Genomic DNA, 25,289 nt, shown 5'->3' with positions numbered 1-25,289 from the left:
CGCCCGGTTACATTCCGAACCCGGAAGCTAAGCCTTACAGCGCCGATGGTACTGCAGGGGGGACCCTGTGGGAGAGTAGGACGCCGCCGAACAATTCTTCTAGAGAAGCCCCCGCCGGGTGAACCGGTCGGGGGCTTCTCTGTTGTAGGGTCAACATGCAATTGTCGTCGTACCGGACAGGAGGGCCCCCGGGTGGAGGTCCAGGAGACGCGGGTCCAGACCGATCGCGTCCTCACCATCCCCAACATGCTGAGCATGGGCCGGCTGGTCGGTGTTCCGCTGTTTCTCTGGCTCATCCTGTGGCCGGTCTTCGACGGGCCCAACAACGACGGTTGGGCACTGCTGATCCTGGCGCTGAGCGGGGTCAGCGACTACCTGGACGGAAAGCTCGCCCGGCGGTGGGGACAGATCAGCCGGGTGGGGCAGCTGCTCGACCCGTTGGCCGACCGGCTCTATGTGCTTTCCACGCTGGTCGGATTGACCTGGCGTGAGATCCTGCCGTGGTGGCTCACCGCGATCCTGTTGGCCCGTGAGGTATTCATCGCCGCGCTGCTGCCGATTCTGAACCGGCACGGCTACGGCCCGCTCCAGGTGAGTTTCCTGGGGAAGGCCGCGACCTTCAACCTGATGTACGCGTTTCCGCTTCTGCTGCTCGGCAGTGTGGACAGCTGGATCGCCCGGCCGGCCGAAGTGGTGAGCTGGGCCTTCATCTGGTGGGGGACGACGCTGTACTGGTGGGCCGCGATTCTTTACGCGGTCCAGGCGCGGCGGATCGTCCGGGGCAGCACCGCGGGCTCGGCGTCCACAGTCTGAGACCTGATCTGAGAGAAGCCCCACGCCTCATCGGTGCGTCGGACGATATCTTCCGGGTAGACAACCTTCTGGAACGGTTTGATGGACCTGCTGGTCCACCACCGCGAAGGAGGACGCACCCGTAATGAAAGCCGTTGTAATGGCAGGGGGCGAGGGCACCCGACTCCGCCCGATGACCTCCAGCATGCCGAAGCCGCTGCTTCCGGTCGCCAACAGGCCGATCATGGAGCACGTGCTTCGGCTGCTGAAGCGGCACGGCCTCTCCGACACAGTCGTCACCGTGCAGTTCCTGGCATCGCTGGTCAAGAACTATTTCGGTGACGGCGAAGAGTTGGGCATGCATCTGACCTATGCCCACGAGGAGACGCCACTGGGCACTGCGGGGAGTGTCAAGAACGCCGAGGACGCGCTCAAGGACGATTCCTTTCTGGTGATCTCCGGTGACGCGCTGACCGACTTCGATCTCTCGGAATTGATCGACTTTCACCGCAGCAAGGACGCTCTGGTCACCGTCTGTCTGACGAGGGTGCCGAACCCGCTGGAGTTCGGCATCACGATCACGGACGACGAGGGGAGGGTGGAGCGGTTCCTGGAGAAGCCGACCTGGGGGCAGGTCTTCTCCGACACTGTGAACACCGGTATCTACGTGATGGAACCCGAGGTCTTCGACTACGTCGCGGCGGGTGAGTCCGTCGACTGGTCGAGCGACGTCTTCCCGCAGCTGTTGAAGGAGGGCAAGCGGGTCTACGGCTACGTCGCCGAGGGCTACTGGGAGGACGTGGGCACTCACGAGAGCTACGGCAAGGCCCAGGCGGACGTCCTGGAGGGCAAGGTCGACGTCGAGCTCGACGGCTTCGAGATCTCCCCGGGGGTCTGGGTGGCCGAGGGCGCCGAGGTGGACCCGGACGCCGTGCTGCGCGGGCCGCTGTACATCGGGGACTACGCCAAGGTCGAGGCCGGCGCGGAGATCCGTGAGCACACCGTGCTGGGCAGCAACGTGGTCGTCAAGCGCGGCGCGTTCCTGCACAAGGCGGTGGTGCACGACAACGTGTACGTCGGGCCGCAGAGCAATCTGCGGGGCTGCGTGGTCGGCAAGAACACCGACGTGATGCGGGCCGCGCGGATCGAGGACGGCGCGGTGATCGGGGACGAGTGCCTGGTCGGCGAGGAGTCGATCATCGGGGCGAACGTCCGGGTCTACCCGTTCAAGACCATCGAGGCCGGCGCCGTCGTCAACACCTCGGTGATCTGGGAGTCGCGCGGCCAGGAGCACCTCTTCGGGGTCCGCGGCGTCTCGGGCGTCCTGAACGTCGAGATCACCCCGGAGCTGGCCGTGCGGCTGGCGGGGGCGTACGCGACGACGTTGAAGAAGGGCGCGACCGTCACCATCGCGCGTGACCACTCGCGTGGTGCGCGTGCCCTCAAACGGGCGATGATCTCGGCGCTCCAGACCTCCGCGATCGACGTCCGCGACCTCGAGAACGTGCCCATGCCGGTGGCCCGGCAGCACACGGCGCGGGGGAGCGCGGGCGGCATCTTCCTGCGGACCACGCCCGGTGTGCCGGACTCGCTGGACATCCTCTTCTTCGACGAGCGCGGGGCGGACCTCTCCCAGGCCGGCCAGCGCAAGCTCGACCGCGTCTACGCGCGCCAGGAGTTCCGGCGGGCCTTCCCCGGCGAGATCGGGGACCTGACCTTCCCGTCCAGCGTCTTCGACTCCTACGCGGGCAACCTGCTGCGGACGGTGGACACCACCGGCGTCCGGGAGGCCGGGCTGAAGGTGGTCGTGGACACCGCGCACGGCAGCGCGGGCCTCGTGCTGCCGAGCATCCTCGGCCGGCTCGGGGTCGAGGCGCTCACCGTCTCCAGCGGGCTGGACGAGGCGCGGCCGACCGAGGACGCGGAGACGCGGCGGGCCGGGCTGGCCAGGCTCGGCGAGCTCGTGGCCTCCTCGCGGGCGGCCTTCGGGGTGCGGTTCGATCCGGTGGGCGAGCGCGTCGCGTTCGTGGACGAGCTCGGCCGGGTGATCGACGACGACCGGGCGCTGCTGGTGCTGCTGGACCTGGTCGCGGCCGAGCGGCGCAGCGGGCAGGTGGCATTGCCGGTCACCACGACCCGGATCGCCGAGCAGGTCGCCGCGTACCACGGCACCCAGGTCACCTGGACCACGACGACGCCGGACGACCTCGCGAAGGCGGCCTCCGCCGAGGGCACGGTGTTCGGCGGGGACGGGCGCGGCGGCTTCGTGGTGCCGGAGTTCAGCGGCGTGCTGGACGGCGCCGCGGCGTTCGTCCGGCTGGTCGGCCTGGTGGCCCGGACCCAGCTCACGCTGAGCCAGATCGACGCGCGGATTCCGCAGGCGCACATCCGGCGCCGGGACATCGCGACGCCGTGGGCGGCCAAGGGCATGGTCATGCGCTCGGTGGTGGAGGCTGCCGGCAGCCGTCGGCTGGACACCACCGACGGCGTCCGGGTGGTCGAGACGGACGGGCGCTGGACGCTGGTGCTGCCGGATCCGGCCGAGGCGGTCACCCACCTGTGGGCGGAGGGCCCGGACGACGAGGCCACCGAGGCGCTGCTGGACGAGTGGGCCGCCGTGGTCGACGGAGCGGGGCGGTGACGGCCCGGAGCTGAGCACGGCCTGAATCCGGAACTGCTTCGAACGGCGGGGCGCACGGTGTGATTCGTGCGCCCCGCCGTCCGTTTTCGCACCATTCGGAACAATCCGTCACTTTCCGTCATGTGTGCAGCGTGTGTGCAGCTCAGGGGCCGTGCACGGGCCCGCTCGGCGGCGTGGGACGATGGTCTCCATGCCAGCGACGCCGACGCCGAGTGCCCCGAACGGACGGTACAACCGTCCGGACGCCTCGATGTCCCTGCTGACCAACGTGATGGACCACAGCCTCGACGAGGGCTACGCGGAGGCGGCCGCCGCGCGCGGCGGGGCCCGCGACAGCCGGATGCCCGGAACCCTGCAGGGCCTGCTCACGCTGGGCGCCGGGCTGGCGCTGGTCGGCGCGGTGGTGACGGTGGGTGCGGTGAACGCGCACAAGGCCGAGCCGTCGCTGGCCAAGGAGCGGGACGCGCTGATCCACCGGATCAACGACAGCAACACCTCGGCCGACCGGCTGCAGAAGCAGGTGCAGCAGCTGCGGCTCAAGGTCGACAGCACCCAGCAGCAGGCACTGGCCTCGGGGGACGCCGATCCGGGCGGGGTGACCGGGGCCGTGGGACTGGGCGAGGTCACCGGGCCCGGCGTGAAGCTGGTCCTGGAGGACGCCGCGGGCACCGGCCTGGGCGGCAACGTCGACCCGCGCGCCGGGCAGGGCTTCTCCAACAGCGGCCGGCTGCGGGACCGCGACCTGCAACTGGTGGTGAACGGCCTCTGGGGTTCCGGGGCCGAGGCGATCGCGATCAACGGCCAGCGGCTGACCGCGCTGTCCGCGATCCGGGCGGCGGGCGAGGCGGTGCTGGTGGACAACCGGCCGCTGGTGCCGCCGTACAGCGTCCAGGCGATCGGGGACGGCTCGAAGCTCCTCAACGCCTTCGAGAAGGACATGGCCGGGCAGTACCTGCGACTGCTCCAGGAGCAGTACGGCATCAAGTCGACGCTCTCGGTGCAGAAGAACCTGACGCTGCCGGCGGCGGTGGGCGTGACGCTGCGGACCGCGCAGCCGGTGACGCCCGAGGCCTCGCCCACGGCGACTCCGCCGGCTCCGGTCGGCACGCCGTCGGCCGGAACCCAGGAGAGCCCCGGCGCGTCGGTCCCACCACCGGCCTCGCCGTCCGCGACCGTCTCGCCGACCCCCACGAGCAGTACCTCCACCGCCAAGCGGCGTCCGCCGACCGGAACCACCAAGACCCCGACAGGGACAGGAGCAGCCAGACCGTGATTGCCGTACTGGGTCTTGTGATCGGGGTGGTCGTCGGCCTCTTCGTCCAACCCGAGGTGCCGGACGCCGTCGTGCCGTACCTGCCGATCGCGGTGGTGGCGGCGCTGGACGCCGTGTTCGGCGGTGTCCGGGCGATGCTCGACGGGATCTTCAACGACAAGGTGTTCATCGTCTCGTTCCTGTCGAACGTGGTGGTCGCGGCGCTGATCGTCTTCCTCGGCGACCAGCTGGGCGTCGGCTCGCAGCTGTCCACCGGTGTGGTCGTCGTCCTCGGCATCCGCATCTTCTCCAACGCCGCCGCGATCCGGCGCCATGTCTTCCGTGCCTGAGCCCGGCCGCGAGGCGGCGGAGAAGCGGGAGACGGCGGCGGTCGAGCCGGCCGCCGGGCAGCCGGGCGGCTCGTCGGACGGGAAGGCGGACGGGAAGTCGGTTGCGAAGCCCGTCGAGAAGGCCGTGGACGCACCTGAGCGGGAGCCGGACGGGGAGCCCGGGCCGGAGGGCGCGGCGGACCCGGCCGGGGCTGCTGAGTCGGCCGGGGAGACCGCCGGCGAAACCGCCGGGGCCGAGGCGGCGGCGGAGGAGTCTGAGGCTGAGCTTGAGGCCGGTTCGGTGCCCGAGCCGATGCTGCGGCTCACCAAGATCCCCGGACCGGCGCCCGAGGCGGCGCCGGAGGCCGAACCGGAGTCCGGGCCCGGGGCCGAGGCGAAGACCGTGCCGGTGCCCGTGTCCGTACCGGTGCCCGCGCCCGCCGCTGAGCCCGAGCCCAGGCCTGCGCCGGAAGCGGACCCCGAACCGGAAGCGGCAGCCGAGCCCGAGCCCACGCCCGAGCCCGAGCCCGTCGCGGAGCGGAACGCCGGCCGGCGGCGCCTGAAGGCGGCGCTCTGGCCGCCGCGGCTGTCGCGCGGGCAGCTGGTGGTGGCACTGCTGCTGTTCTCGCTCGGCCTGGGGCTGGCGATCCAGGTGCGGTCGACCAACGACCACCACAGTCAGCTGCGCGGGGCCCGCCAGGAGGACCTGGTGCGGATCCTCGACGAACTGGACAGCCGTCAGCAGCGTCTCCAGCAGGAGAAGGCGGAGCTGGAGCAGTCCCTGGCGAAGCTGGAGAACAGCTCCAACCAGGCCAAGGAGGCCCAGGAGCAGACCAGGAAGAAGGCGACGGAACTCGGTGTGCTCGCCGGTACCGTCAAGGCCACTGGTCCGGGCATCGTACTCACGGTCGATGATCCCCAAGGGCAGGTGAAGGCGGATATGCTGCTGGACACCCTGCAAGAACTTCGAGCGGCGGGGGCGGAGGCGATTCAGATCAACGATGTGCGCGTGGTGGTCAACACCTACTTCACCGACCTGTCGGCCGGTGGGGTGCAGATCGACGGGAAGAAGGTCTCACAGCCCTACCGCTTCACGGTCGTGGGGAACCCGCAGGATCTGACCCCCGCGCTGAACATCCCGGGGGGTGTCGTCCGTACGCTGGAGAGCCACCAGGCGCGGGCGACGATCACCCAGCAGCAGAAGGTGGTCGTCGACGCCCTCGTGGACCCGAAGGCGCCGCAGTACGCCAAGCCGGCTTCGAAGTGACGGGGCGCCCGGCGAACGGCCCGTCAAGGGCGGGCGGCACCCGCTGCGGGGCGCCGCCGTCACATGGGCGAGACTGGTTCGCACCGGTACGCTCCGGAGCAACAACCGCAGTACCAGCCGCCGGAGTGCCACTCCGGCGGGCCCGAGCCGCGAAGACCGGGCTCGCAGCATGTCCGAGGTTCTCACCCTGCCCCGCGGGCGGGTCTGTCACACGCAAGGGGATTCGCCCGTGAGTTTCTTCTCGAAGTTGTTCGGTCGCAACAAGGGCCGTGACGCCGCCGCCGTCGAGGCGCCCACCGCGCGTCACCGCCGGCCGGAGGACGAGCCCGCGGTGCCGGGCATGCGCCCGGCCCCCGAGGCCGCGCCGTACGGCCAGCAGCTGTACCGGGACGGCGGAGCCGCCCAGTACGCCGGGAATCCGGCGGGCTACGGCGCGTCGGTTGACCCCTCCGGCGAGCCGCGCATAGGTTTCCCGTCAGGACCCTCAACCTCTGGTGGAGGGTTTGCCCCGGATCCGTACGCCGGGCACAACCCGTCGGGTGTGCCGCGCCAGGAGGCTGTGAACATGGCTGGCCCCACTCCGTGCCCCAGGTGCGGCAACCAGAACCCGGCCTCGGCGCGGTTCTGTTCCAACTGCGGTACGGCGCTGCGCGGTGGCCTGCTCCCGGAGGGGGCTGCGGAGACCACGTCGACCATCTCCATCTCCGGCCTGGAGTCGTACGACCCCACCACCACGACCGGCACCGGGGCCACGCCGGCCCTGTCGGCCGAGGTGCTGTCGGCGATCGACGCGCTGCCGCCGGGCTCGGCCCTGCTGATCGTGCAGCGCGGTCCGAACTCCGGCAGCCGCTTCCTGCTGGACTCGGACGTCACCACGGCGGGTCGTCACCCGCAGGGTGACATCTTCCTGGACGACGTCACGGTCTCGCGCCGCCACGTGGAGTTCCGCCGCACCCCGGCCGGCTTCAGCGTCGCGGACGTGGGCAGCCTCAACGGCACCTACGTGAACCGGGAGCGGATCGACGAGGTGTCGCTGAACAACGGCGACGAGGTGCAGATCGGGAAGTACCGGCTGGTGTTCTTCGCCGGCCACAACCGGGGGTACTGAAAGCGACGTCGGCGGGAGCCCGAGTGAATACGAATTCCCCCTCCTCTTCTCTCGGGGCGGCCACCCCCACCGCGTCCGGTCCGCAGGCGGACCGCGGCGGGCGCGGGGTGGTCGCGGGCCCGCGCCGGCCGGTCCGCGCGGAGCGGCCCGCCGGGCGCCGGCGGGCCGCCGACGAACTGCTGAGCATCGGCGCGGTGCTGGCCTTCCTACGCGACGACTTCCCCGAGGTCACCATCTCCAAGATCCGCTTCCTGGAGGCGGAGGGGCTGGTCGAGCCGCAGCGCACGCCCTCGGGGTACCGAAAGTTCAGTCCGGCCGACGTCGAGCGGCTGGCCTACGTCCTGCGCATGCAGCGGGACCACTACCTGCCACTGCGGGTGATCCGCGAGCACCTGGACGCCATCGAGCGCGGCGAGAGCCCGCCCGCGCTGCCCTCCGCCGCCGACACCCGGCCCGGCCCGCTGGAGGAGGCGGACCGGGAACTGGTGGCCGTCGGCGAGGTGCCCTCCGGCGTCCGGCTGGGGCGCGCCGAGCTGCTGGCGGCGGCCGAGGCCGGGGAGCCGGAGCTGGCCGAGTGGGAGTCCTACGGGCTGGTCGCGCCGGGCCCGGACGGCGGCTACGACGGCGAGGCGCTCCAGGTGGCCCGGCTGGTCGCCGAGCTCGGCCGGTACGGGCTGGAGCCCCGGCACCTGCGGGCCATGAAGGCGGCGGCGGACCGCGAGATCGCGCTGGTGGAGCAGGTGGTGGCGCCGTTGCGCCGGCACCGGAACCCGCAGACCAGGGCCCACGCGGAGGCCACCGCCCGGGAACTCGCCACGCTGTCCGTGCGGCTGCACGCGGCGATGGTCCAGGCCGGTCTGCGGACCCGGGGCTAGCGGTGCCGATGCCCCGGCGGCACCGGCTGCACCGCGCTGACCAGCGGCGTCGGCCCTGCGCTTTCATATCCGGGAGCGGAGCCATAGGGTTGCCTGTGTGAATGAGCTCGACGTCGTGGGTGTCCGAGTGGAGATGCCTTCCAACCAGCCGATCGTGCTGCTGCGGGAGGTCGGGGGAGATCGCTACCTGCCGATCTGGATCGGCCCCGGCGAGGCGACCGCGATCGCCTTCGCCCAGCAGGGCATGACGCCGGTGCGCCCGCTGACGCACGACCTCTTCAAGGACGTCCTGGAGGCGCTCGGCCAGCAGCTCACCGAGGTCCGGATCACCGACCTGCGGGAGGGCGTGTTCTACGCCGAGCTGGTGTTCGCCGGCGGGGTCGAGGTGAGCGCCCGGCCGTCCGACGCCATAGCGCTGGCGCTGCGCACCGGCACGCCGATCTACGGGAGCGAGGAGGTGCTCGCCGAGGCGGGCATCGCGATCCCGGACGAGCAGGAGGACGAGGTCGAGAAGTTCCGCGAGTTCCTCGACCAGGTGTCGCCCGAGGACTTCGGGGGCGGCGGTCCGCAGTAGCGGGGCCCGACCGTGCGGCCAGTTGGCCCACCGTTTTGCCAAAAACCGTCCATCTACCCACACTAGGGGCACGAAAAACCACTCTCCTGAGTGATGTGGTTTGTCTGGCCCGGCGTGGCGATCGTTGACGGGTCATAGGGGACTGCCTACCGTCAGGAGTGGCTGTCCGGGTGGCCGATGCCCGCAGTCGGGTTGCCCGCAGCACAAGTGGACGGAGGCAGGCATGAGAAGCACCGGCGATGACGCGGCCGTGGGAGGCCGGTGCGCCGTGCACATGCCGCGCACCGCTCGTTCCGTCACGGACCTCCCCCGGCTGGGCAGGTTCCCGGCCGTGCAACCGGGCCAGCCGGCCATCGAGCGGCTGTCCCCGACGTCCGACCTCCTCGGCTTCCGGGGCCCGACGGCCTGTGCGGCGGCCGGCATCACCTACCGCCAGCTGGACTACTGGGCCCGCACCGGACTGCTGGAGCCCAGCGTCCGCACCGCGTACCCGTCGACCAGCCAGCGGCTCTACAGCTTCCGCGACATCCTGCTGCTGAAGATCGTGAAGCGGCTGCTCGACGCGGGTGTCTCGCTGCAGAACATCCGGGTGGCCGTCGCCCACCTCCAGACCGCCGACCAGGCCGACCTGGCCGGGATGACGCTGATGTGCGACGGCGCGACGGTGTACGAGTGCACCACGCCGCAGCAGGTGGTGGACCTGCTGAAGGGCGGTCAGGGGGTGTTCGGCATCGCGGTGGGAGCGGTCCGGCAGGAGCTGGAGCTCACCCTAGGGCGGCTGCACGCCGAGCGCACCGACACCGGCGAGACCCTGGTCGGGCACGACCCGGCCGACGAGCTCGCCCAGCGGCGCAACCGGGCGGTCTGAGCACGCGTTCGACGGGGCCGCGGGCCCGGACGGGGAACCGTCCGGACCCGCGGCCCCGTCGTGTTCCCTGGTTGACGTGATCGAGGGAGGGCGCGTGGAGGTCGGCACCGGGATATCGGGGCTGCTGCGGCGCAGGGCCGGTCTGCTGGCGACGCGGCTGCGGCAGCGGCGGACCCAGCGCAGGGTGTTCCAGGTCGCAACGGTGCTCTGCTCGCTGGCGCTGGCGCCGAGCGCCTGGGTGTGGTGCGCCGCCGGGGACCGGGTGGGCACCGTGGCGAGCGCGCCCGCCGCTCCGGTCGCGGTGGTCTTCGGCGCAGGGCTGGACCAGGGCAAGCCCTCGCCGTACCTGGAGCACCGGCTGGTCGCGGCGCTGGACCTGTACCGGGAGGGGAAGGTGCAGGCCATCCTGGTGACCGGTGACAACGGGCGGGTCGAGTACGACGAGCCCGACGCGATGTACACCTACCTGACGGCGCACGGGGTGCCCGAGGACCGGGTGGTGCGGGACTACGCGGGCTTCGACACCTGGGACTCCTGCACCAGGGCGCGCCGGATCTTCGGGGTGGACCACGCGGTGCTGGTGAGCCAGGACTTCCACGTCCGCCGGGCGCTGGCGCTGTGCGAGGCGGCGGGCATCCGCTCCTACGCGGTCGGAGTGCCGGAACTGCACGACGCGACCTGGCTGTACGGCGGACTGCGGGAGGTCGCCGGGGCGGGCAAGGCGGCGGCCGATGCCTGGCTGCGGCCGGACCCGCTGTTCCTCGGGCCGACCGAGGACGGCATCCCGAAGGCGCTGGCGGAGGCGGCGAGGAGGTAGCGGCCGGGCAGGCGTCCGGCCGGGTTCGTACGCACTGTCGGACCCGTACGCGATGATCGGCGGGTGCGATCTCTGCCGAGCATCATCCACCTCGACATGGACGCCTTCTTCGCGGCGGTGGAGCAGGCGGCCAAGCCGAGCCTGCGCGGCAAGCCGGTCATCGTCGGCGGGCTCGGCGGCCGCGGGGTGGTCTCCACGGCCTCGTACGAGGCGCGCAGGTTCGGGGTGCACTCGGCGATGCCGATGGCCCAGGCGCGCCGGCTCTGCCCCAACGCCGCCTTCCTCTCGGGGCGGTTCGAGGCCTACCGGCAGAACAGCGAGATCGTGATGGGCCTGCTGCGGCAGCTGTCCCCGCTGGTGCAGCCGCTCAGCCTGGACGAGGCCTTCGTGGACCTGGAGGCCGGCCCGTACGGCCCGGCGCTGCTGGACGCGGACCACGAGACCGGCGAGCAGCTGGTGCTGGCGCTGGCGGAGGACCTGCGGGCGGACATCCACCGGCTGACCGGGCTGACCGGCTCGGTCGGGGCGGCCGGGTCCAAGCTGATGGCCAAGATCGCCTCCGAGCAGGCCAAGCCGGACGGCCTCGTGATGATCGAGCCCGGGGAGGAGCGGGCCGTGCTCGGCCCGATGCCGGTCCGGGCGCTGCCCGGAATCGGGCCGGCCACCGAGCAGGTGCTGCGCCGGGCCGGGCTGAACACGGTGGCCGACCTCGCGGAGGCGGGGGAGGCGGAGCTGGTGCAGCTGGTCGGGCGGGCGCACGGCGCCGGGATCTTCCAGATGTCCATAGGGCTGGACGACCGGCCGGTGGTCGCCGACCAGGACGCCAAGTCCGTGTCGGTGGAGGACACCTACGAGGTGGACCTGGCCGACCGGGAGCGGGTGCTGCGCGAGGTGGAGGCGCTGGCCGGCCGCTGCGTGCGGCGGCTGCGGGCGGCCGGGCGCTCGGGGCGGACGGTGGTGCTCAAGGTGCGGCGGTTCGACTTCTCGACGCTGACCCGCTCGGAGACGCTGGGCGGCCCCACCGACGACGAGACGGTGATCACCGCGACCGCGCGCCGGCTGGCCGAGCAGGTGGACATCACCGGCGGGGTCCGGCTGCTCGGCGTGGGCGTCGCCCAACTCGCCGACTACACCCAGGAGGACCTGTTCGCCCAGGCGCTGCGGGAGGAGGCCGCGGAGCAGGTGGAGGCGGCGGCCGAGGCGGTGGAGGCCGAGGAGGAGCCGGAGGCCGTCGTGGTGCGGCGCTGGATGCCAGGGCAGGACGTCCGGCACGAGGAGTTCGGGCCGGGCTGGGTGCAGGGCAGTGGCGTCGGGAGGGTCACCGTACGGTTCGAGACGCCGTGGAGCGGGCCGGGGCGGGTGCGGACCTTCGCGGTGGACGACCCCGCGCTCGAACCGTCCCGCGCGCTGCCGCTGCGGCAGGACGAGGAGGCGGACGGCGCGGCGGGCGCGGACGGCGGTCCGGCCGAGGGGGCCTGAGACGCGAAGCGGCCCCACCCGGTGGGGGAGTACCGGGTGGGGCCGATCACCGTGCCGGACCCCGTACGTTCGTGATGCCCTCGCGACGCACGGAGGCCGGGCCCCGCGCCCTGTCCCTGGGCGCGGGGGCCGGACGCCTCGTCAGGCGTCGGTCTTGACCAGCGCGGGGCTGGAGTCCTGCTGGGCCGAGCCGCCGACGACGGCCGGGGTGGCGGCCGACTTGGCGCCGCGGATCAGGAACGGGACGACGCCGGCGACGATGCAGACGACGGCCGCGGTCCAGAACGCGTGCTTGTAGGCGTCCAGGGTGGGCAGGGAGAGCGGGATCTGCGGCGGCAGCTTCATGAGGTCGCCGGTCAGGATGGCTGCCATGACGGCGGTGCCGATCGCGCCACCGACCGTGCGCAGCACGGAGTTCATGCCGTTGGCGATGCCGCTCTGCTCGGCCGGGACGGCGCCGTTGATGTAGGCGGGCATCGCGGCGAAGGCGAGGCCGACGCCGAGACCGAAGATCGCCGAGGCGGTGTAGATGTCACCCTCGCGCCCGTGGCGCACGGCCAGGTAGGCCATCGCGACGGCGCCGAGGACGCCACCGAGGACCAGCGGCAGGCGCGGGCCGCGACGGGCGATCAGCAGGGCGCCGACCGGGGCGGCGACCATCGAGCCGATCGCGGACGGCAGCAGCATGATGCCGGCGTGCAGCACGGTGGCGGTGAAGCCGTAGTGGGTCAGCTTCTCCGGGGTCTGGGCGAAGTTGCTGATGACCATGAAGGAGCCGTACATGCCGAAGCCGATGAGCAGGCCGGCCACGTTGGTGAAGGCGACGGCCGGACGGGCCATCATCTTCATGTCCACCAGCGGGTGCGCGACCTTGGTCTCGATGATCCCCCAGACGAGGGCGACCACGGCGGCGACGGCGAACAGGCCGAGCGTCTTGTTGGAGGTCCAGCCCCAGTGGTTGCCCTGGCTGACCGCGACCAGCAGCGCGGAGAGCCAGCCGGCCAGGGTGATCGCACCCAGCGGGTCGGCGCCGCCCTCCTTGTCGGTGACCGGGTCGGTCGGGACGCGGAAGGCGACCAGGGCGACCGCGAGCAGGCCGAAGAGCAGGCCCATCCAGAAGATCGACTTGTAGTCCCAGTGCTCCAGCAGGAGGCCGGTGGCGACCAGGCCGAGGCCGGAGCCGACGCCCATCGAGGCGCTGATGGCGGCGACGCCGCCGGTGACCTTCTCCTTGGGCAGCTCGTCACGGACGATGCTGATCGCCAGCGGCAGGACGCCACCGCCGGCGCCCTGGAGGACGCGGGCGACGACCAGCCAGGTGAAGGAGTGGGTGCTGACCGCCAGCGCCGAACCGGCGACCAGGCCGGCCAGCGAGATCAGCAGCATCGGCTTGCGGCCCCGGAGGTCGCCGAAGCGGCCCAGGAGAGGAGTCAGCACGGCTGCGGAGAGCAGGTTGGCGGTCATCAGCCAGGTGATGCTGGACGCGGAGACGTTCAGTTCCTTGGCCAGCGAGGGCAGGATCGGGACGACCGCGGTCTGCACCACGCTGAACGACAGCATCGCCAGGATGAGGGCCGGCAGGACCCGGGCGCTGCTCTGCTTCTCGGCCGCGGTGGTGGGCTGTGGTGCCTCACTCACGGTTGCTTCCTCTCGTACATAGTGAATGAACTGAAGTAACCATGCCGGGTGATACTTCAGAGTGTCAAATATCGAGTGGTTAAGCTTTGGCAAAGGCGAACGGTCCGGTACGCGACAAGGGCCCCGGACGGTGTCCGGGGCCCTTGTCGGGGGTGTTGTCAGACGAGCGGCCGTACGGGAGCCGGGCGGGACGAGGCGGCGGCCGGGGTCGAGTCGGTCGGCGAGCCGTGGGCCTGGCCGGCGGTGGTGTCATGGACTTCGACGTGCTCGCGGCGGAGCTCCTCCCGGACCGTCTCCTCGGTGGTGTACCGCTCGACGATCAGGCGGACCCGCTCGATGGGGGCGAGGTGCTTGTGGACCACCGGGCGTTCCTCGCGGATGGTGACCTCCTCGACGGCCTCGGCGATGTCCTTCTCGGTGAGCGCGGCACGCTCGGCCTCGCTGACCGGCATCCGTTCGACCCGGACGCGCTCGCGGACCACCGGGACGCGGCGCTCGACCTGTTCGGTCGTCACGTACTTGCGCAGCTTCGCGGTGCCGAGGGTGTGCCACTCGGTGGTGATCTCCAGCCGCTCCTCGCGGCAGGTGATCTCGACCGGGCCGCTGGGGGCGGAGCCGGTGTTCGCGGCGGTGGTCGTGGTGGGGGCGGGCGCGGGGGCCGGCTGCGAGTGCGGCCTCGGCTCCATGGCGGGCGCCACGGACGGGGTGGTGGGCGGGGCGGTCGTGGAGGTGGCGGCCGAGGGAGTGCTGAGGGTCCGCATGTCGGCCTCCGGGGCGGTCCTGGTGGTGTCGGCGACGGTGGGGGCGGTGAGGGTCGGGGCGGTGGAGCCGGGCGCGGCGGCGGTGGGAACCGGGGTCCTGGCCGGGGCCGGCTCGGGCGAGCGCTCGGGGGTGTGGAAGGTGAGCGGCTTGGCCGGGGCCGCCGCGGTGGTGGTGGCGGCGGCTGCCGTGGTGCCGAAGTCGAGGTCGGGCTGCTTGGCGTGGCTGCCGTTCTCGCCGTTCGGGCGGCCGTCCATCGAGGTGTCGAGCCCGTAGTAGCGGTAGAGCTGGAGCTCCTGGGCGGGGGACAGGTGCTGGCCGACGCCGAAGTCCGGCGACTCCTTCACCAGCGACTTGTCGTACGGCACCCGGAGTTCCTCACCGGAGAACTCGCTCGTGGTCAGTGGGACGAAGGCGTCCCGGCCGAAGATGCCGGTCCGGACCGCGGCCCACTCCGGCCGGCCGGTGGCGTCGTCCAGGTAGACCTCGTCGACCGTGCCGATCTTGTCTCCGTTGCGGTCGACGGCCTTGTGACCGATGAGGTCCCGTGGGTCGATGTCGGTCTGCACTCTTTCCTCCCGTGCGCTGAGCCTGCGGAAGTCCCGCAGAAAGGCGGCCGGAGCACCCGTGCCGGTCGCCACTTCACACCAAAAGCCATGAATCGGGCGGTCGCTACCGGGGTGCGCCCGGACGGGCGGCGCGCTGGACCGTCCGGGGGACGCGCGTAGACCCCGAGTGACCTGACGCACCCGTGATCGGAGGGCCTCCCGCTGGTACCCTGGGCGGCGACCGCAGAGCCCGCTCGGGAGAGTCTCCGACCGCGAAAACCGCTGGTCGGAGCGCCGAAGGAGCAACTCCTCCCCGGAATCTCTCAGGCATCCGTACCGTGTGGGGTAGGTCACTCTGGAAAGCAGGGCAGGAGTGTCGGCATGGGAGCCGGCGATCACCACCCTCACCGACGGTGCAAGCCGGCGGGGTGCCACAGCGCTCCGTGCGGGTGAAGCTCTCAGGTCCCGATGACAGAGGGGGAGGCCTGTCGGGTCCGCCCGCCCCGGTTCGTCCGCTGTGCGCAGCGGCGACGGCCGGCCGGCGTGCGTACCCCCGCCGGTCCGTGACCAGGAGGCCTCGACCACCATGAACGCCCAGCCGAACGCGGGACGCCCCACCAGCGCCTCGACCCTCACCGAGCTTGAGCTGGCCAGCCCCTTCGAGAACCGCCACATCGGCCCCGACGCCGCCGCGCAGGAGAAGATGCTGGCGTCCGTCGGCTACGGCTCGCTGGACGAGCTCGCGGCCACCGCGGTGCCCGAGGCGATCCGTTCCATCACCGCCCTGGACCTGCCCGCGGGCCGGACCGAGGCCCAGGTCCTCGCCGAGCTGCGCGAGCTGGCCGGCCGCAACCAGGTGCTCCAGCCGATGATCGGCCTGGGCTACTACGGCACCTTCACCCCGCCGGTGGTCCTGCGCAACGTCATGGAGAACCCGGCCTGGTACACCGCCTACACCCCGTACCAGCCGGAGATCTCGCAGGGCCGCCTGGAGGCGCTGCTCAACTTCCAGACCGTGGTCTCCGACCTGACCGGCCTGCCGACCTCCGGCTCCTCGCTGCTGGACGAGGGCACCGCGGCCGCCGAGGCGATGGCGCTGGCCCGCCGCGTCACCAAGGTCAAGGGCGGTGTCTTCCTGGTCGACGCCGAGACCCTGCCGCAGACCGTCGCGGTGATCAACACCCGCGCGGTGCCGACCGGCGTCGAGGTCGTCGTCGCCGACCTGTCCGAGGGCATCCCGGCCGAGATCGCCGAGCGCGGCGTCTTCGGCGTGCTGCTCCAGTACCCGGGCGCCACCGGCGTGGTCCGCGACCTCGCCCCGGTGATCGAGCAGGCGCACGGCCTGGGCGCGATCGTCGCCGTCGCCGCCGACCTGCTCGCGCTGACCCTGCTCAAGTCCCCGGGCTCGCTGGGCGCCGACATCGCCTGCGGCACCTCGCAGCGCTTCGGTGTCCCGATGGGCTTCGGCGGCCCGCACGCCGGCTACCTGTCGGTGCGCGCCGAGTACGCCCGCTCGCTGCCCGGCCGCCTGGTCGGCGTCTCCGTCGACGCCGACGGCAACCGCGCCTACCGCCTGGCGCTGCAGACCCGCGAGCAGCACATCCGCCGCGAGAAGGCCACCAGCAACATCTGCACCGCCCAGGTGCTGCTCGCCGTGATGGCCTCGATGTACGCCGTCTACCACGGCCCGGACGGCCTGGCCGACATCGCCCGCCGTACCCACCGCTACGCCGCCGCCCTCGCCGAGGGCCTGCGGGCCGGCGGCGTCGAGCTGCTGCACGGCGAGTTCTTCGACACCGTCACCGCCGTCGTCCCGGGCCGCGCCGCCGAGATCGCCGCCGCCGCCCGCGCCAACGGCATCAACCTGTACCAGGACGGCGAGGACCGGATCTCCGTCTCCACCGACGAGACCACCACCCGCGAGCACCTGGCCGGCGTCTGGGCCGCGTTCGGCGTCCCCGCCGTCGAGGTCGCCGAGGCCGCCGACGCGCTGCCCGCCGGGTTGCTGCGCGAGGACGAGTACCTGACCCACCCGGTCTTCCACAGCCACCGCTCGGAGACCGCCATGCTGCGCTACCTGCGCCGCCTGTCGGACCGGGACTACGCGCTGGACCGCGGCATGATCCCGCTGGGCTCCTGCACCATGAAGCTCAACGCGACCACCGAGATGGAGGCGGTGACCTGGCCGGAGTTCGGCCAGCTGCACCCCTTCGCGCCGATCGACCAGGCCCAGGGCTACCTGACCCTGATCCGCCAGCTGGAGCAGCAGCTGGCCGAGGTGACCGGCTACGACGCCGTGTCGATCCAGCCGAACGCGGGCTCGCAGGGCGAGCTGGCCGGCCTGCTGGCCGTGCGCGCCTACCACCACGCCAACGGCGACACCCAGCGCGACGTCTGCCTGATCCCGTCCTCGGCGCACGGCACCAACGCGGCCTCCGCGGTGATGGCCGGCATGCGCGTGGTCGTGGTGAAGACCCTGGTCGACGGCGACGTGGACGTCGACGACCTGAAGGCCAAGATCGAGCAGCACCGCGACAACCTCGCCGTGCTGATGGTCACCTACCCGTCCACCCACGGCGTGTACGAGACCCAGATCACCGACATCTGCGCCCTGGTGCACGAGGCCGGCGGCCAGGTGTACGTGGACGGCGCCAACCTGAACGCCCTGGTCGGCCTCGCCAAGCCGGGCAAGTTCGGCGCGGACGTCTCGCACCTGAACCTGCACAAGACCTTCTGCATCCCGCACGGCGGTGGCGGCCCGGGCGTCGGCCCGGTCGCGGTGCGCGCCCACCTGGCGCCGTACCTGCCGAACCACCCGCTGCAGGAGGAGGCCGGCCCGGCCACCGGCGTCGGCCCGATCTCGGCCGCGCCGTGGGGCTCGGCGGCCATCCTGCCGATCTCCTGGGCGTACGTCCGGCTGATGGGCGGCGAGGGCCTCAAGCGTGCGACCCAGGTCGCGGTGCTGAACGCCAACTACATCGCCAAGCGCCTGGCGCCGCACTTCCCGGTGCTCTACACCGGCCCGGGCGGGCTGGTCGCGCACGAGTGCATCATCGACCTGCGCCCGCTGACCAAGGAGACGGGCGTGACGGTGGACGACATCGCCAAGCGCCTGATCGACTACGGCTTCCACGCGCCGACGATGTCGTTCCCGGTGGCCGGCACGCTGATGATCGAGCCGACCGAGTCCGAGGACCTGCACGAGATCGACCGGTTCTGCGACGCGATGATCACCATCCGGGCCGAGATCGACAAGGTCGGCTCGGGCGAGTGGGCGGCCGACGACAACCCGCTGCGCAACGCCCCGCACACCGCCGCCACGCTGGCCGGCGACTGGGCGCACGGCTACTCGCGGCAGGAGGCGGTCTTCCCGGCGGGTGTGAACCCGGCCGACAAGTACTGGCCGCCGGTGAGCCGGATCGACGGCGCGTACGGCGACCGCAATCTGGTCTGCTCCTGCCCGCCGCTGGACGAGTACGGCGTCTGACCGGACCGGGCTCCGGAGGTCCGGGTCGGACGGCAGGGCCCCGGCGGAGTTTCCGCCGGGGCCCTGCCCGTTGCGCCGGTCGAGTCGGCGGCTGCCCCCGCCGTCCGGACGGACCGGGTGGTCAGGCCGCGTGGGCGACGGGGCGGCGCGGGGCGATCACCCGGCCGTCGGGCAGCAGTTCCCCGGTGTCCTCGAACAGGACGACGCCGTTGCAGAGCAGGCTCCAGCCCTGCTCCGGGTGGCGGGCCACCGACGCGGCCGCCTCGCGGTCCTCGGACTCGGCCGACGGGCACTCAGGACGGTGCTGGCACATACGCGTACCCTCGCTTCGCTCTGCGATCCTCCCCGTGGTGCGGCGCCGGAGGTCGTACCGTCCGGAACCGCCGCGGTGGTCGGATCCTGTCCGCACGCCGGCCAGGTGTGGACCGGCGTTCAAGTGGGTAGGACAGGTGGTCCTTCCACGCTGGTTCCCAGTGTCGGCATCCTGCGACCCGCGCGCAGGGATTTCGTGACATGCGCCACAACTCCCGGGCAGAGATCACCCGTTCAGGTGGGGCCGACGGGAAAAGACGCACCAGTGGGTCAGCCGGGGCATGGTCCGATGGGGCCATGCCCGATGGCCCGTTCGGGTGGTCACCGATCGGGTGAGGGGCTTCGGGGCGGGCCGGGAGGGTGCGCGGGGGGCCGCCGGGGTCGTCGGGAGGGTGCGCGGGCGCGGTCGAGGGCCGTCGGGCGGGTGGGCCCGGCGGCCCTCGGGGTCGTCGGCGGGTGTCAGGAGGAGCCCAGCAGCAGCGGCCGGGGGAGCGGGGCGCGGACGAGCAGCGGCAGCAGCTCGGCGGCCGGGTAGGCGCGGTGGGCGGTGACGCCGAGCGGGGCCGGGGCCAGCGGGATCAGCAGGTCGGCGGCCGGGCCGGCGTCGGGGCTGTGCAGCCACAGCGCCGTGGCGTACTGGCCGGGGAAGGTCAGCAGCCGGGGCTGCTGGCGGGTCCGGGAGCTCTGGGCGAGCTGCCAGGCCTCGCGCAGCGCCCGGACCGTCGAGTCGAGGTAGGGGCCGGCGGTGAAGTGGGAGAAGCTGTGGCCCTCGGCGCTCTGCACCACCTCGGCGGCGGCGGCCACCTCGGCGCCGTCCTTGATCAGGAAGCGCCAGCCGGTGCGGCGGGCGGCCGGCAGCTCCGGCCGCGGGCCGTCCAGGACGTGCACCGCGAGCGGGTGGGCGGGGAGCAGTGGGCCGGTCGGATGGCGCAGGGCTGCGGCGGCGGGCTGGCGCAGTGCGGTCTCCGAGTCGAGCGCGCCCAGGACCGCGCGCAGGGCGCTCGGTGGGGGCTGGGGGGGTTGCAGAGTCATGGCGGGTCCGCCTCTCCTAGCGAGATCGGCGTGCGAGTGCGGCATACCGGCGTGGCGGGCGACGCGTCCTCGATGACGGGGCCCGGCCGTGTCCGGTTGTGCAGGATCGCGGTGCCCGGCACGGTCGCCGCCGTCGACGTGGGGTTCGGAGCGGGGCGGGCCGGCCAGGGCGCTGTGCGAATTCGAACAGGTGCGCAGGGTGATCTGTTTATCACAGGCAGTGGTGCCGGGCAAGTCCACAGTTCCTCTGATTTTCCGTCAGATGCCTTGCAATGCAAGCCAGTACGCGCATTCGGGTATCGATCTTCGAGGTGGGCATGATGCTTGCACGGTCGGTCGACCGGGTGCTCGACGGGGTGGCTCTGGAGGAGGGGACCGTGGGCGAGAAGGTCGTGGCGACTCGGGCGGAACTGGCGGACCGGCAGCAGTACCGGCGCAAGCTCCACGCCTGTCTCGAAGCGCTCGGACGGATGCTCCAGGAGGACCGGTTCGACCGGCCGCGAGCCGTGGTGGGCCTGGAGATCGAGCTCAACCTGGCCGACGAGCAGGGCCTGCCGGCCATGAACAACGCGCAGGTGCTGAGCTCGATCGCCTCCAGCGACTTCCAGACCGAGCTGGGCCGGTTCAACATCGAGGTCAACATCACGCCGCACCGGCTCTGCGGGCACGTCTTCGAGGACCTGCGCGAGGAGATCGACACCGGGCTGCGCTACGCCGACCGGCGGGCGGCCGAGGTGGGCGCCCGGATCGTGATGGTGGGCATCCTGCCGACTCTGGAGCACGCCCACACCGGGCTGGACGCGATGAGCCACAACCAGCGGTACAGCCTGCTCAGCGACCAGATCCTGGCCGCCCGCGGGGAGGACATCGCACTGGACATCGAGGGGGTCGAGCACCTCCAGCTGGAGTCGATCACCATGGTGGCCGAGGCCGCCGCCACCTCGCTCCAACTGCACCTCCAGGTGACGCCGGAGCGGTTCTCCTCGGTCTGGAACGCGGCCCAGGCGATCTGCGGGCCGCAACTCGCGCTCGGCGCCAACTCGCCCTTCCTGTTCGGCCGGGAGCTGTGGCGGGAGACCCGTCCGGTGCTCTTCCAGCAGGCCTGCGACACCCGTACGGCGGAGCTCAAGGCGCAGGGCGTGCGCCCGATCACCTGGTTCGGCGAGCGCTGGGTGGACTCGGCGTACGACCTGTTCGAGGAGAACCTGAAGTACTTCCCCGCACTGCTGCCGATCTGCGACGACGAGGACCCGCTGAAGGTGCTGGCCTCCGGCGGCGCGCCCAGGCTCGCCGAGATGCGGCTGCACAACGGCACCATCTACCGCTGGAACCGCCCGGTGTACGACGTCGCGGGCGGGGTGGCGCACCTGCGGGTGGAGAACCGGGCGCTGCCGGCCGGGCCGACGGTCGCCGACACGCTGGCCAACGCCGCCTTCTACTACGGGCTGGTGCGGGTGCTCGCCGAGCAGCCCCGGCCGATCTGGACCCGGCTGCCGTTCGAGCGGGCGGACGAGAACTTCCAGCAGGGCGCCCGGTACGGCATCGACGCGGTGTTCCAGTGGCCGCGCCCCGGCCGGGCCGGGCGCGGCGGCGGGCTGCAGACCGTGTCCGCCGTCGACCTGGTGCTGAACGAGCTGCTGCCGATGGCCTACCAGGGCCTCGACGAGTGGGGTGTGGAGCCCGCCGACCGGGACCGCTACCTGGGCATCATCGAGCAGCGCTGCCTGCGCCGCACCAACGGCGCGTCCTGGCAGGCCGCGACCTTCCACCGGCTGCGCGAGCAGTACGGGATGGACCGGCCGGCCGCGCTCGCGGCGATGACCAGGCGCTACGCCGAGCACATGCGCGGCGGCGAGCCGGTGCACACCTGGCCGGTGGGCTGAGACCTCGCCGCCGGGGCGGTCCGGCGGCTGTGTCAGGATGATCGCTCCGGCGGTCGGCCGACGGCCGGAGCGACCGCCCGTCCGCTGGAGCCCCCGTGACCACCGTCCCGACCGCGCCGGAGACCGCGAAGCCCACCCGTCGGCTGTTCGGCGTGGAGCTGCTGATCGTCCTCGGCCTCTCCCTCGGGGCCAGCGGGATCAGTGCGCTGATCAGCTTCGCCGGCTCGCTCACCGAACCGCTCAAGCTCGGCCAGCAGGTCGCCACGCTGAACGGCTCGCGGGCGCCCGGGCGGCCCTGGCTGGACCTGGTGTGGCAGCTGTACTACGTCGGGCGCGGGCTGATGCCGGTGGTGCTGGTCGGCTACCTGCTGGTGCGCGAGGGGGTCGCGCTGCGGGTGCTGGGCTTCGACCTCGGGCAGAAGCTGCGGGACCTGGGGCGGGGCGCCGCCGTCGCGGCCGCGATCGGCGGGTCGGGGCTGGCGCTCTACCTGGCCTCGCAGGCGGCCGGGTACAACCTGACGGTGGCGCCGTCCGGGCTGCCGGACGTGTGGTGGCGGGTGCCGGTGCTGGTGCTGTCGGCCTGGCAGAACGCGATCCTGGAGGAGGTCGTCGTCCTCGGCTACCTGCTGCGCAGGGCCGGGCAGTTGGGGTGGTCCTGGCCGGCGGCGGTGGTGGCGAGTTCGGTGCTGCGCGGCTCGTACCACCTGTACCAGGGGGTCGGCGGGATGGTCGGCAACATGGTGATGGGCGCGGTGTTCTGCCTGCTGTACCGGCGCTGGGGGCGGGTGATGCCGCTGGTGGCGGCGCACGCGCTGATCGACACGGTGGCCTTCGTCGGGTACGCGCTGCTGGCCGGGCACGTCAGCTGGCTGCCGACCCCCTGAGCGCCTGCGCCCGGCCGCGCGGCGGCCGGGCGAGCAGCCGGTCGACGTGCCGGCGCTCCAGGCCCTGGCCGGGGTCGACGGGCAGCAGCAGGCGGTCCTGGCGCCAGTGGGAGCGGCGGACCAGCCGCGGCGGGATGACGTCGTCCACCCAGGCGAACGGCCGGCTCCCGGCGTAGCGCAGCAGCGGCGCCCACTTGGCGGCAGAGAACAGCTCCATCAGGGGGACGCGCGGGTCGCCGGGCTGCGGGACGTAGCCGGTGAAGGTGACCACCGGGAGCGGGTCCAGTCCGATCGCCGGGGCGATGTGGGTGTTGGCGTGCTCCTCCCAGGTCGTGGCCCAGACCAGGTCGTACGTTCCGGTGAGTTCGCGCAGCCAGGCGCCGTGCCGGGCGGACAGCAGGACGGTGTAGCCGAACAGGGTGTGGGCGTCGAACCCGGCGTCCGGGTGCGGGCAGACCGGGTTCTGGACGCCGTCGACGTCCAGGAACAGCAGTGGCTTCGGCACCGGTGGGCCCCCAGGGACGGTGGTGTTTCCTGACTGGTCGGACGCCCCGCGCGTACCTCCGGTTGCCCACGGGCGGGCGCACGCGGGGCGCGCGGGCGCTCAGGGGGCGGGCGCGGGCTCGTCGACGCGCACCGGTGCGTCCGCCGTGCTCCGACGGCTCAGCCGACGCACCTGCGGGTCCAGCAGGACGACCGCGCTGAGCACCAGGCAGGCGACGGCGCAGGCCCAGAGCGCGCCGGCCAGCCCGAGCGCCACGGCGGCGGGGCCGGCCAGCGCGGTGCCGACCGGGGCGAGCGAGTAGGAGCCGAGCTCGTCGTACGCGGTGACCCGGGAGAACATCTCCTCGGGTATCTCCTGCTGGAGCGCGACCATCCAGTTGACGCTGAAGACGGTGACGCCGACGCCGGACAGGAACATCGCTGCGACCAGCAGCGGCAGCGGCACCTCGGCGGCGAGGGCGAGGGCGGGCACGCCGAACAGGAAGACCCCCCAGTTGCCGACCAGCAGGATCCGGCGGGGCCGCCAGCGCGTCATCAGCAGGCTGGCGGCCACCAGGCCGACACCGTAGGCGGACATCGCCAGACCCCAGGCGCCCGCCCCGCCGAGCCGCTCCTTGGCGGCCGTCGGCCCGTACACCGACTCGACCGCGTTGACGCAGGCGACCAGGACGGAGAACTGGAGCACGATCACCCAGAGCCAGCGGCGGGAGGCGAACTCCCGCCAGCCCTCGCGAAGGTCGCGCAGCATGCTGGAGCCGGAGGGGGCGGGGGCCTTCTCCGGCTCCAGGAAGAAGCGGAGGGCGGCGGCGGCCAGGAAGCACAGGGCGTCCAGGGCGAGCACCCAGCCAGGGCCGACGGCGGCGGTGAGCGCGCCGCCGAGGGCGGCGCCGCCGATCTGGGAGGCGTTGAGACCCATCCGGAAGACCGCGAAGGCGCGGGCGGCGTGCTCCTGGGGGACGGCCTGCATGATCATGCCGCCGGAGGCGGGGGAGTAGAGGGCGTAGCCGGCCCCGCCGGCCGCGGAGAGGGCCAGCATCTGCCAGAGCCGGACGTCCCCGGTCAGCACCAGGGCGGCCAGGACGGCCTGGGAGACGCCGCTGAACACGTTGGCGGCGACCATGATCAGGTGGCGCGGCAGCCGGTCGGCGAGGGTGCCGCCCACGATCATGAGCAGCACGGTGGGGACCAGCCGGGCGGCGGTGACGTAGCCGACCTCGGTGGTGCTGCCGCCGGTGCCGAGCACGGCGAAGGCGGTCGCGATGGGGGCTCCGGCGTTGCCGAGGCCGCTGATCACGGTGGCGGCGGTCTGGATGCGGAAGTTGCGGCTCGCCCAGGCGAAGCGGCGTGGGGGCGGGGGTGGGGTCGGCACCCGGCGACTATGCCGTGGGGCCGTACGGGTGTCCATCCGCTTTTCCCACCGGGACGCCCGGAGGGTGGGGTTTCAGCCGGGGTGGCGCCGGCGTGGGCGGAGGTGGCCCGGGAGCCGGGCGGGGCGGCGCCGGAGTCAGCCGAGGTGGCCCCAGAGGAAGGTGAGGGTCCGGCGCCAGGCGATCCGGGCCTGGAGCGGGTCGTAGGTGCCGAGCAGGTTCTCGTCGTTCATGAAGGCGTGCCCGGCCGGGTAGAAGTGGACCTCCGGGCGGACATCGGTGGCCTCGCCGATCCGGATCGCCGCCTCGTCCACCGCGTCCATCGGGATCGAGCCGTCCAACTCGCCGAAGTGGCCCAGCACGTGGGCGGTCAGGCCGCGGTAGTCGAAGTCCGGGTCGGGTGGCAGGCCGTAGAACGGGACCACGGCGGCCACCTTGTCGCCGGCCCGGGCGGCCAGCAGCAGGGCGAAGCCGCCGCCCATGCAGAAGCCGACCGCGCCGACCGCGTCGCCGACCACGCCGTCCAGTGCGAGCAGGTGGTCGACCGCCCCGGCCAGGTCCTCCACCGCCCGGTCGACCGGGAGGTCGCGCTCGAAGCGGGCCGCCTCGGCGCCGTCGTGGGTGGTGGCGCCGCCGAACAGGTCGGGGGCCAGGACGGTGAAGCCCTCGGCGGCGAAGCGGTCGGCCACGTCGGCGATGTGCGAGGTGAGGCCCCACCACTCCTGGACCACCACCAGGCCCGGCCCGACGCCCTGCGGCGGGCGGGCCAGGTAGCCGTGCGCGGTGCGGCCGTTGCTCGGGAAGGTGACGTTCTGCCGGGAGCCGCCCTGTTCAGGCATGGCTTCCTCTCGGTGGTTCGGGCCGGGTACGGCG

21 protein-coding genes, 1 rRNA gene and 1 riboswitch are annotated in these 25,289 nt (G+C 72.5%); of the genes, 15 read left to right on the top strand and 7 right to left on the bottom strand.

Going from position 1 to position 25,289, the window contains the following annotated elements:
- The 12 genes from rrf to ACFY0X_RS33015 form a co-directional block, all read left to right on the top strand.
- A 5S ribosomal RNA gene (rrf, locus tag ACFY0X_RS33070) occupies positions 1-92 on the top strand; the annotation flags it as partial.
- Positions 93-192: 100 nt separating this feature from the next.
- The gene (locus ACFY0X_RS33065; protein WP_387760136.1) at positions 193-813 is read left to right on the top strand and encodes a CDP-alcohol phosphatidyltransferase family protein; all 621 of its coding nucleotides are present in this window, start codon (positions 193-195) and stop codon (positions 811-813) included.
- 124 nt (positions 814-937) lie between these two features.
- Positions 938-3,433: a sugar phosphate nucleotidyltransferase gene (locus tag ACFY0X_RS33060; RefSeq protein ID WP_387760135.1), complete on the top strand. Its 2,496-nt coding sequence runs from the start codon at positions 938-940 to the stop codon at positions 3,431-3,433.
- A 190-nt stretch (positions 3,434-3,623) separates the two neighbouring features.
- The gene (locus ACFY0X_RS33055; protein ID WP_387760133.1) at positions 3,624-4,706 is read left to right on the top strand and encodes a DUF881 domain-containing protein; all 1,083 of its coding nucleotides are present in this window, start codon (positions 3,624-3,626) and stop codon (positions 4,704-4,706) included.
- A complete protein-coding gene (locus ACFY0X_RS33050; protein ID WP_030062488.1) occupies positions 4,703-5,035 on the top strand; it encodes a small basic family protein in 333 nt (110 codons plus the stop codon). The genes ACFY0X_RS33055 and ACFY0X_RS33050 overlap by 4 nt, the downstream gene beginning before the upstream one ends.
- Positions 5,036-5,327: 292 nt before the next feature.
- Positions 5,328-6,281 (top strand): DUF881 domain-containing protein, encoded by a 954-nt coding sequence (locus ACFY0X_RS33045; protein ID WP_387760142.1) that lies wholly within the window; start codon positions 5,328-5,330, stop codon positions 6,279-6,281.
- A gap of 229 nt (positions 6,282-6,510) precedes the next feature.
- Positions 6,511-7,389: an FHA domain-containing protein gene (locus ACFY0X_RS33040; RefSeq protein ID WP_387760131.1), complete on the top strand. Its 879-nt coding sequence runs from the start codon at positions 6,511-6,513 to the stop codon at positions 7,387-7,389.
- Positions 7,390-7,568: 179 nt separating this feature from the next.
- Complete coding sequence (locus tag ACFY0X_RS33035; RefSeq protein WP_387760140.1) at positions 7,569-8,264, top strand: MerR family transcriptional regulator; 696 nt, start codon at positions 7,569-7,571, stop codon at positions 8,262-8,264.
- Between the two features lie 97 nt (positions 8,265-8,361).
- Complete coding sequence (locus tag ACFY0X_RS33030) at positions 8,362-8,838, top strand: bifunctional nuclease family protein (RefSeq protein ID WP_030062493.1); 477 nt, start codon at positions 8,362-8,364, stop codon at positions 8,836-8,838.
- Between the two features lie 223 nt (positions 8,839-9,061).
- The gene (locus ACFY0X_RS33025; RefSeq protein WP_387760130.1) at positions 9,062-9,706 is read left to right on the top strand and encodes a MerR family transcriptional regulator; all 645 of its coding nucleotides are present in this window, start codon (positions 9,062-9,064) and stop codon (positions 9,704-9,706) included.
- Positions 9,707-9,800: 94 nt separating this feature from the next.
- The gene (locus tag ACFY0X_RS33020) at positions 9,801-10,523 is read left to right on the top strand and encodes a vancomycin high temperature exclusion protein (protein WP_387760129.1); all 723 of its coding nucleotides are present in this window, start codon (positions 9,801-9,803) and stop codon (positions 10,521-10,523) included.
- Positions 10,524-10,586: 63 nt separating this feature from the next.
- Entirely contained in the window at positions 10,587-12,002 is a 1,416-nt protein-coding gene (locus ACFY0X_RS33015; RefSeq protein WP_387760127.1) for a DNA polymerase IV, read from the top strand.
- A 141-nt stretch (positions 12,003-12,143) separates the two neighbouring features.
- Here the strand turns inward: ACFY0X_RS33015 and ACFY0X_RS33010 are convergent, their stop codons facing one another.
- Positions 12,144-13,640: an MFS transporter gene (locus tag ACFY0X_RS33010; RefSeq protein WP_387760126.1), complete on the bottom strand. Its 1,497-nt coding sequence runs from the start codon at positions 13,638-13,640 to the stop codon at positions 12,144-12,146.
- A gap of 158 nt (positions 13,641-13,798) precedes the next feature.
- Entirely contained in the window at positions 13,799-14,968 is a 1,170-nt protein-coding gene (locus tag ACFY0X_RS33005; protein WP_387760125.1) for a PRC and DUF2382 domain-containing protein, read from the bottom strand.
- A gap of 224 nt (positions 14,969-15,192) precedes the next feature.
- A riboswitch (glycine riboswitch) is annotated at positions 15,193-15,296 on the top strand.
- Positions 15,297-15,533: 237 nt separating this feature from the next.
- Here ACFY0X_RS33005 and gcvP point away from each other — a divergent pair.
- Positions 15,534-18,434, top strand: coding sequence for an aminomethyl-transferring glycine dehydrogenase (gcvP, locus tag ACFY0X_RS33000; protein WP_387760124.1), 2,901 nt, complete (start codon positions 15,534-15,536; stop codon positions 18,432-18,434).
- Between the two features lie 121 nt (positions 18,435-18,555).
- On the opposite strand, the gene ACFY0X_RS32995 is transcribed toward gcvP, so the two are convergent.
- Both ACFY0X_RS32995 and ACFY0X_RS32990 read right to left on the bottom strand, forming a co-directional pair.
- The gene (locus tag ACFY0X_RS32995; protein ID WP_188300053.1) at positions 18,556-18,747 is read right to left on the bottom strand and encodes a DUF5999 family protein; all 192 of its coding nucleotides are present in this window, start codon (positions 18,745-18,747) and stop codon (positions 18,556-18,558) included.
- 458 nt (positions 18,748-19,205) lie between these two features.
- Positions 19,206-19,778 (bottom strand): hypothetical protein, encoded by a 573-nt coding sequence (locus ACFY0X_RS32990; protein WP_387760122.1) that lies wholly within the window; start codon positions 19,776-19,778, stop codon positions 19,206-19,208.
- 377 nt (positions 19,779-20,155) lie between these two features.
- Here ACFY0X_RS32990 and ACFY0X_RS32985 point away from each other — a divergent pair, with 377 nt between their 5' ends.
- Both ACFY0X_RS32985 and ACFY0X_RS32980 read left to right on the top strand, forming a co-directional pair.
- Positions 20,156-21,661 (top strand): glutamate--cysteine ligase, encoded by a 1,506-nt coding sequence (locus ACFY0X_RS32985; RefSeq protein ID WP_387760138.1) that lies wholly within the window; start codon positions 20,156-20,158, stop codon positions 21,659-21,661.
- 95 nt (positions 21,662-21,756) lie between these two features.
- Positions 21,757-22,545, top strand: coding sequence for a CPBP family intramembrane glutamic endopeptidase (locus ACFY0X_RS32980; protein WP_387760120.1), 789 nt, complete (start codon positions 21,757-21,759; stop codon positions 22,543-22,545).
- Here the strand turns inward: ACFY0X_RS32980 and ACFY0X_RS32975 are convergent.
- The 3 genes from ACFY0X_RS32975 to ACFY0X_RS32965 form a co-directional block, all read right to left on the bottom strand.
- Positions 22,523-23,050, bottom strand: a complete 528-nt coding sequence (locus tag ACFY0X_RS32975) for an HAD domain-containing protein (protein ID WP_387760119.1) — start codon at positions 23,048-23,050, stop codon at positions 22,523-22,525. The two genes, ACFY0X_RS32980 and ACFY0X_RS32975, sit on opposite strands and share 23 nt — an antisense overlap.
- Before the next feature lie 99 nt (positions 23,051-23,149).
- Positions 23,150-24,418, bottom strand: coding sequence for an MFS transporter (locus ACFY0X_RS32970; protein ID WP_387760117.1), 1,269 nt, complete (start codon positions 24,416-24,418; stop codon positions 23,150-23,152).
- Between the two features lie 135 nt (positions 24,419-24,553).
- The gene (locus tag ACFY0X_RS32965; RefSeq protein ID WP_387760115.1) at positions 24,554-25,255 is read right to left on the bottom strand and encodes a dienelactone hydrolase family protein; all 702 of its coding nucleotides are present in this window, start codon (positions 25,253-25,255) and stop codon (positions 24,554-24,556) included.
- Positions 25,256-25,289 lie beyond the last annotated feature (34 nt).

The organism is Kitasatospora sp. NPDC001547, from assembly GCF_042894165.1.
Classification (GTDB): domain Bacteria; phylum Actinomycetota; class Actinomycetes; order Streptomycetales; family Streptomycetaceae; genus Kitasatospora.
This window is presented reverse-complemented; position numbering and strand designations above follow the sequence as displayed.

Excerpts from the sequence above, each read along its gene's own strand:
- gcvP (WP_387760124.1), top strand. The coding sequence starts at position 15,534 with ATGAACGCCCAGCCGAACGCGGGACGCCCCACCAGCGCCTCGACCCTC.
- ACFY0X_RS32990 (WP_387760122.1), bottom strand. The coding sequence starts at position 19,778 with ATGACTCTGCAACCCCCCCAGCCCCCACCGAGCGCCCTGCGCGCGGTC.
- ACFY0X_RS32965 (WP_387760115.1), bottom strand. The coding sequence starts at position 25,255 with ATGCCTGAACAGGGCGGCTCCCGGCAGAACGTCACCTTCCCGAGCAAC.
- ACFY0X_RS33025 (WP_387760130.1), top strand. The coding sequence starts at position 9,062 with ATGAGAAGCACCGGCGATGACGCGGCCGTGGGAGGCCGGTGCGCCGTG.
- ACFY0X_RS33045 (WP_387760142.1), top strand. The coding sequence starts at position 5,328 with ATGCTGCGGCTCACCAAGATCCCCGGACCGGCGCCCGAGGCGGCGCCG.
- ACFY0X_RS33060 (WP_387760135.1), top strand. The coding sequence starts at position 938 with ATGAAAGCCGTTGTAATGGCAGGGGGCGAGGGCACCCGACTCCGCCCG.
- ACFY0X_RS32995 (WP_188300053.1), bottom strand. The coding sequence starts at position 18,747 with ATGTGCCAGCACCGTCCTGAGTGCCCGTCGGCCGAGTCCGAGGACCGC.
- ACFY0X_RS33055 (WP_387760133.1), top strand. The coding sequence starts at position 3,624 with ATGCCAGCGACGCCGACGCCGAGTGCCCCGAACGGACGGTACAACCGT.